The organism is Enterobacteriaceae endosymbiont of Donacia provostii (assembly GCF_012570145.1).
Lineage (GTDB): Bacteria > Pseudomonadota > Gammaproteobacteria > Enterobacterales > Enterobacteriaceae.
Genome location: NZ_CP046207.1, coordinates 1 through 6,377 on the forward strand (window position 1 = coordinate 1; position 6,377 = coordinate 6,377).

At 21.7% G+C, this 6,377-nt stretch carries 4 protein-coding genes; 2 read left to right on the forward strand and 2 right to left on the reverse strand.

Features of this window, described 5'->3' with window-relative positions; genetic code table 11:
* Positions 1-2,829, forward strand: coding sequence for an inverse autotransporter beta domain-containing protein (locus tag GJT93_RS02260; protein ID WP_211080476.1), 2,829 nt, complete (start codon positions 1-3; stop codon positions 2,827-2,829).
* Positions 2,830-2,918: 89 nt separating this feature from the next.
* Positions 2,919-4,199 carry a glycoside hydrolase family 28 protein gene (locus GJT93_RS02240; RefSeq protein WP_168821994.1) on the forward strand — a complete coding sequence of 427 codons (1,281 nt, stop codon included), beginning with the start codon at positions 2,919-2,921 and terminating at the stop codon, positions 4,197-4,199.
* On the opposite strand, the gene GJT93_RS02245 is transcribed toward GJT93_RS02240, so the two are convergent.
* Positions 4,196-4,855, reverse strand: coding sequence for a prephenate dehydratase domain-containing protein (locus GJT93_RS02245; protein WP_168821995.1), 660 nt, complete (start codon positions 4,853-4,855; stop codon positions 4,196-4,198). The two genes, GJT93_RS02240 and GJT93_RS02245, sit on opposite strands and share 4 nt — an antisense overlap.
* A gap of 60 nt (positions 4,856-4,915) precedes the next feature.
* Positions 4,916-5,779, reverse strand: coding sequence for a plasmid replication initiator TrfA (gene trfA, locus GJT93_RS02250; RefSeq protein WP_168821996.1), 864 nt, complete (start codon positions 5,777-5,779; stop codon positions 4,916-4,918).
* Positions 5,780-6,377 lie beyond the last annotated feature (598 nt).

The window sequence follows — 6,377 nt, forward strand, 5'->3', positions numbered from 1 at the left end:
ATGAAAAAAAAAATCTACTACATCTTTAAAGAGATAAAAAAGATAATCTTATTTTATGTAATTATTAATCTGTTAGCTACACAAGCTATCTATACTAAAACAATAATTAAGAATAAAATTATAAAAAAAGAAAAACAAAATGTTAACTTCTATGTGAACAAAAATAGAATTAATAATCTTAGAAAAGAAATTTATCTAAATGTATTAGAAAATCAATATAAATCATTCTTAATATTAATTAGAAAAAAATTAGAATCTAAAAATAATAAAAATACAAATATTTTGATAAATGAAGAAACCAATAATGTTTTGCAAAACTTGTTTTTTAAAAAATCTTTAGAAGAAGATGAAATAAAATGGAGTAATATAAAGAAAAATTATCATAGTAATTATTCAGGAAGATCAAGTTATATTTCAGACATATATAAAACAAATATACAAAGTAATGATGATTCTGAGAATAATATTTTTAATTTATTTTTTTTAGCGAAAAAAAAATTCTCTAATAGAGAAGTATTTATAGAAAATATAAAGTCTAACATTTTAAATAGATTCAATTTAAAACTTAATAACATAGTTAAATTAACTATGTATAGGATATTTGAAAAATTTCAGTTAAATGGAAAATCTTTAGTTAAGATAAATTTAAATGATAATTTGAATCTGAATAATTCAGAACTAGATTTATTATTTCCTTTTATAGAAAAGGAAGATTATATTCTTTTTATACAAAATAGTATACATAGAACAGACAATAGAAATCAAAATAACTTAGGTTTTGGATTGAGAAAACTATCATTAGACAATAAGTACTTATTAGGAATAAATAGTTTTTTAGACTATGATATATCTTTAGATAATACAAGAGTTAGTTTAGGTTTAGAATTATGGGGTGAGTTTTTTAAAATTAGTGCTAATACATATTATGGATTAAGTAGATGGTGGCATCAAAATAAAAGTTTTTTATATACGGAAAAAAATAATAATTTATATGATAATATAAATGATGATGAATTTTTTTCAAAACCTGCTGCAGGATGGGATATTAATGCAGAAGGGTATTTTTTAAAGTTACCAGAAATATTATTTAAATTAAGTTATACAAAATATTATGGAAACATAGGATTTAAACAAAGTGATTTTTTAGAAAAACATGAAAAATTATTTTCTCCTTCAATTTATTCATTTAGTATTAAATACACTCCTATTCCTGTTTTATCTTTTGTTATAGAAAAAATAAAAACTAATTATGGTAAAGATAATATTCAATTTGGAGGGTATTTAAATCTAAAATTAAATTCATCTTTTAGTGATCAAATACATAATAAAGTACATAATATATTTTCATCATCTTATGATAATAGATATGATTTTGTGAAAAGAGATAATAATATTGTTTTAAAATATAGAAAAAAATTTTTGATTAAATTATCAACAAAAAAAGAAATTTCAGGATATCCTAAAAGTGAACATTCTTTAGGACTAATAATTAATTCTGTAAACAAAAATATTAATATAAGTTTTCATAGTCAAGATAGTTTTTTTAGAAATGGAGGTTCTATGAAAATTCTTAATGGTGACTACATAATTAAATTACCTAGTTATGATTTTAAAAAAACACAAAATAATTCTTATAAAGTTAAAGTAATAGCTTATGATGCATTAAGTAACCGTAATGATATTTCTTATATCAAAATTAATGTTATTTATCCATTAATAGATAAAAATAATTCTAATTTTAGTATTTACCCTAATTATATATTAATAAATTCCGAAGAGGCAAAAGTTACTTTTGATGCTAGAGATGTAAATAACGAACCCTTAATAAATATAAAAAATATTAGTTTTGTAGTTGAAAATGGTAATTTTCCTCGTCTTTATAATATAAAAATTAGTAAAGTACATGAAAATCCTAAAGGAACTTATACTGCAATTCTTAAAAGTTTAACTCCTGGAACAGCTTTAATAAGAGTAAAGATTAATGATGTTTGTAATAAGGAAATTGGTGCAAAAATTCATGTTACTAATGCATATACAGATAATATGCAAGTTGTAACTACTCCTTCTAATTTATTGTTGAAGGTAAATGAATCTTTTCATTTTCTGATAAAAGTTTTTGATAAACATGGTAAGGGTATACCTTCTTCTGAAGTTAAAATAACTAAAGTAATAGCTATGGATCGAGCAGGATATGTTAGAGAAGATAATGGAGATTATCATTTTGATGATTTAACTAATAATACATCTTATGATGGTAATCATTTTATATCTTATACAAATAAAGATGGGGAATTAAAAGTTAAAGTTTCTGATCCTCATGGTATTGGAGTACGTACTTTTTTTAAAATTAGTGCAGACGATTGTGTTAGTAAAGAAATTTCTGTAGTTTTTTCTGTTCCTACTAGTCCTAAAAGTGTATATGCTAAAATGTATGGTCATATGCCAGATTTTATATCTGTAAATAATTTGAAATTTTATAGACCTACATTATCTACTGAACGTACAGGAGATCAAGTAAATCATTATTTAAATGAAGATTGGGCAAAATTTACTTGGTATAATGCTGAAGAATTTTGTAAATCAAGAAATTTAAGATTACCTACTAAAGAAGAACTATTAGATTTCTATCATATCCATTCAGGAAATGATTTATTAAGTAATTATGGGTGGCCTATAGTTGATAGATTTAATAGTGCTTGGAGTTCTTCTGCTATAAGAAATATGTATTTTCATGATCCTTTACATTTTTATGTTGATTTTTTAAATGATAAAATGGATAAAGAAATTGTTAGTGATGCCTTAGTTGTTTTTTGTGTTCAAGATAGTTAACTTAATTTTTTTTGATTAAAGACAATTTTTATTTAAAATAAATGTCATATAATATTCATATATTTATTATAAATATGAATTAATTTAAAATGAATAATTTATTTTATAGGCATGTTAAAAATATTTTTTTTAATAGTATATTTATAATTACAGTTTTATTTTTTCATACACATGTATATGCACAAGATACACGTGCTGTTCATGAACCAGTAATACCTAAAGTATGTAAAATATTAATAGCAGATAATAAAAAAGATTTTACTAATGAAATTAATAATGCTATTGTAGGTTGTGCTAAACAACATAAGATAATTAGCTTATTACCTTCCAGTAAAGGAGATAATTATTTTTTTTCAGGACCTATTATTATTCCATCTTTTGGTGGAATTTTAATTAATAAGGGAGTTATACTTTCAGCAATTAATGATCCTAACTTATATGATAAGGGTAATCAAATATGTGGAGAGTTAGATAATATAGGTAAAGGATGTAATCCCTTTATAACTTTAAAAGGGGAAAATAGTGGTTTATATGGAGAAGGATATATTGACGGTCAAGGGGGTAGTATATTAAAAAATAAGAAATATACTTGGTGGCAATTAGCTACAGAAGCAAAAATTAAACATAAAAAACAAAATAATCCTCATTTAATTGATATTAAGTCAGGAAAAAATATATCTATATACAAATTACATTTAATAAATTCTCCCAATTTTCATATTGTACCCTATAATACAAATGGTTTAACTATTTGGGGTATAGAAATAAATACTCCTTCTGATGCTCGTAATACTGATGGTATAGATCCCTCTTCTTCTCAAAATATAACAATTACACATTCTAATATTAATACAGGAGATGATAATATAGCTATTAAAGCTGGTAAAAATGGGCCATCTAAACATATATCTATAATAGATAATAATTTTGGTCATGGACATGGTATGTCAATAGGAAGTGAAACAAATAGTGGAGTTAGTAATGTTCTTGTTAAAAATTTAACATTACAAAATGCAACTAATGGAATTAGAATTAAAAGTGATATTACTAGAGGGGGATTAGTTACTGATATTTATTATGAAAATGTTTGTATTTTTAATGTTAAAAATCCTATTATTTTAGATACTCATTATAGTGGCAAAATAAGTGAAGATAAAAATATACCAAGATTTAAAAATATTTTCTTCCAAAATGTTGAAGTTTTAACTCCTGGAGTATTAAAATTTGATGGATTAGATGAAGATAATATGATTGAGGTTTTTGTAAATAATCTTCATGTAAGAAGTGGATCTTCATGGGTTAAAAATAATGTTATAATTCATGGTAATATTGATAATATAATCGATATAGATATTTGTAGGAAGTATTAATTTTTTTTTAAAACTAGAAAAGTAGTTTCATTATTTTTTTTATTTGATATATTTTTTTTTATAATATATAGATTATAAAATCTAGCAGCTATTTCATTTCCAATAGCTGCTAGATTATCTTGTGAAGAAGAATTTTTAATGAAATTCATAGCAAAAGATGTACTTGAACAGTATTTTATTTCCCATAGTGGATGTTCTTTTATAAAAGAACTACATTGTTTTAATGGTTCTTTATGGCTATAGATTTTTTTTATTTTATTTAAAAAAATATTTTTTTTTTTGGTAACTAAACAGTTTTTAATGGGTAACTTTATAGTTGTTTTTATTTTTACATAAGTACTATTTTTCTTTAAGTATTTTAATACTTCTTTAATAATTCCTGTATGATTATTTATTATAGGAACTATAGCTATTTGAATTATACCTGTTTTAATATGTAAAAAAATTTCATTAAAATTATGACAACTTACATTAATAATTTTTTTTTTAAAAAAAAAATTATTAATGTAAGTTAATACAGCTAGATGAGAATAACTATATAATGGACCTAAAAAAGCAATGATCTTTTCTTTATTTTGATTATTTAAATTTAAAAAGATATTTTTTATATCACTTATATTATTATTAATAATAATATTGTTATTTTTATTTAACATATGTATTTATATAAATAGTTTTATTTCATCATAACATAAATTATATTTAAAGTAAAATTGTCATTTTTTAATAACATGTACAATATCATTTTTATCTATCCAACAACTCCATCCTGTAACTAATGAAACTTCAAATAAAGATTTTTTTAGAATTTGTCTAAACTTCCATAAAATAATAATTTTACTTCCACATAAGTTTTTTAAAGTTATTACCTTATAATATAAGGGGACATTATGAGTACAATAAAAACAATGTATCCATTGCGATAATGGTCTTTTTTTTAGCTTTTTTCTTTCTTTTAAAGAAATTATAGTCCAAATAGATTGAGTAAAGAAAGATATTATATTTTTATTTAAAAAAATAACATTTTTTTTAGTTTTATCATTTCTATACCATTCTTGTAACAGATGACCTATATAGAAATAATCTCTATAATTAATTTCTATACTACAGATAGATAACCTAATTAAAGATGATTTTAACCATTCATAGTCTTTTTTACCTGTTTTTCTATCTATGGATTTTAAAAAAGAATAAGATGAAAAAATAACTTTTTCTCCAAATGGTACTTTTGAAAATCGATACAAACATTCTAACCATACATCTAAATCTGATTGATCTAAACTTTCTCCAGTAAATTTTATAATAAAATCATTTAGTGATGTTTTTAAGATATTTCTTTCATATCTTCTATATCCTTTTTTTAAAATACCAAATAAAGAACTACGTAAGATAATATTAGGTACAGCTCTTCTATTTTTTGAGATATTTGGAAAAAAATTTTGTATATTAATACTTTTTTTTTTTCTCAAACATAGTTCTTTTTTTTTTTCTTTTTTTTTTGTTTTTTTTTTATTTATAACATTACTTTTATTAATGAGTAAACGAATTCTTTCGTAAAAATTTTTTTTTTTTTTATACATATAAAATATATTGATTTAAAATATTCTAATTTCAAATCAAAAAATGGATAATTTTTATAGTATTTTAAATATACTGTAATTTATAGAGTAATACTATTTTTTTTCACTCTCCGTAAAAGTTTAAAACAATATTATTTTCTACTAAAGCTATATATGAATTAAATAAAAGATTTATTATTAATAAAAACATCCTATAAAAATAATAATTAAGGTTAATTATATCTTTTTTTTTTTATATGTCAAGATAATTTAATAAAATTTTTAAAAATCATATTTTATTCTAATTCAGAATAGCAGGGTAGTAAAACTCGGGATAGCAGGTAGTAAAACTCGGGATAGCAGGTAGTAAAACTCGGGATAGCAGGTAGTAACTCGGGATAGCAGGTAGTAAAACTCGGGATAGCAGGTAGTAAAACTCGGGATAGCAGGTAGTAAAAAGGTGAAGAAAAATCATAAACAAAAAAAATTTATATAATCCCTTTATAATCATTTTTTTTTAAAAAAAAAAATTGAATATTAAAACAAACTAATGTAATATAAGAAAAGTATATGAAGTAAATAGAAAATTGTTTATTATTATTTTAAATAAAATTAAGTA

Bases quoted from the DNA above. Each gene is read 5' to 3' on its own strand.
- GJT93_RS02260 (WP_211080476.1), top strand. From the start codon at position 1: ATGAAAAAAAAAATCTACTACATCTTTAAAGAGATAAAAAAGATAATC.
- GJT93_RS02240 (WP_168821994.1), top strand. From the start codon at position 2,919: ATGAATAATTTATTTTATAGGCATGTTAAAAATATTTTTTTTAATAGT.
- GJT93_RS02245 (WP_168821995.1), bottom strand. From the start codon at position 4,855: ATGTTAAATAAAAATAACAATATTATTATTAATAATAATATAAGTGAT.
- trfA (WP_168821996.1), bottom strand. From the start codon at position 5,779: ATGTATAAAAAAAAAAAAAATTTTTACGAAAGAATTCGTTTACTCATT.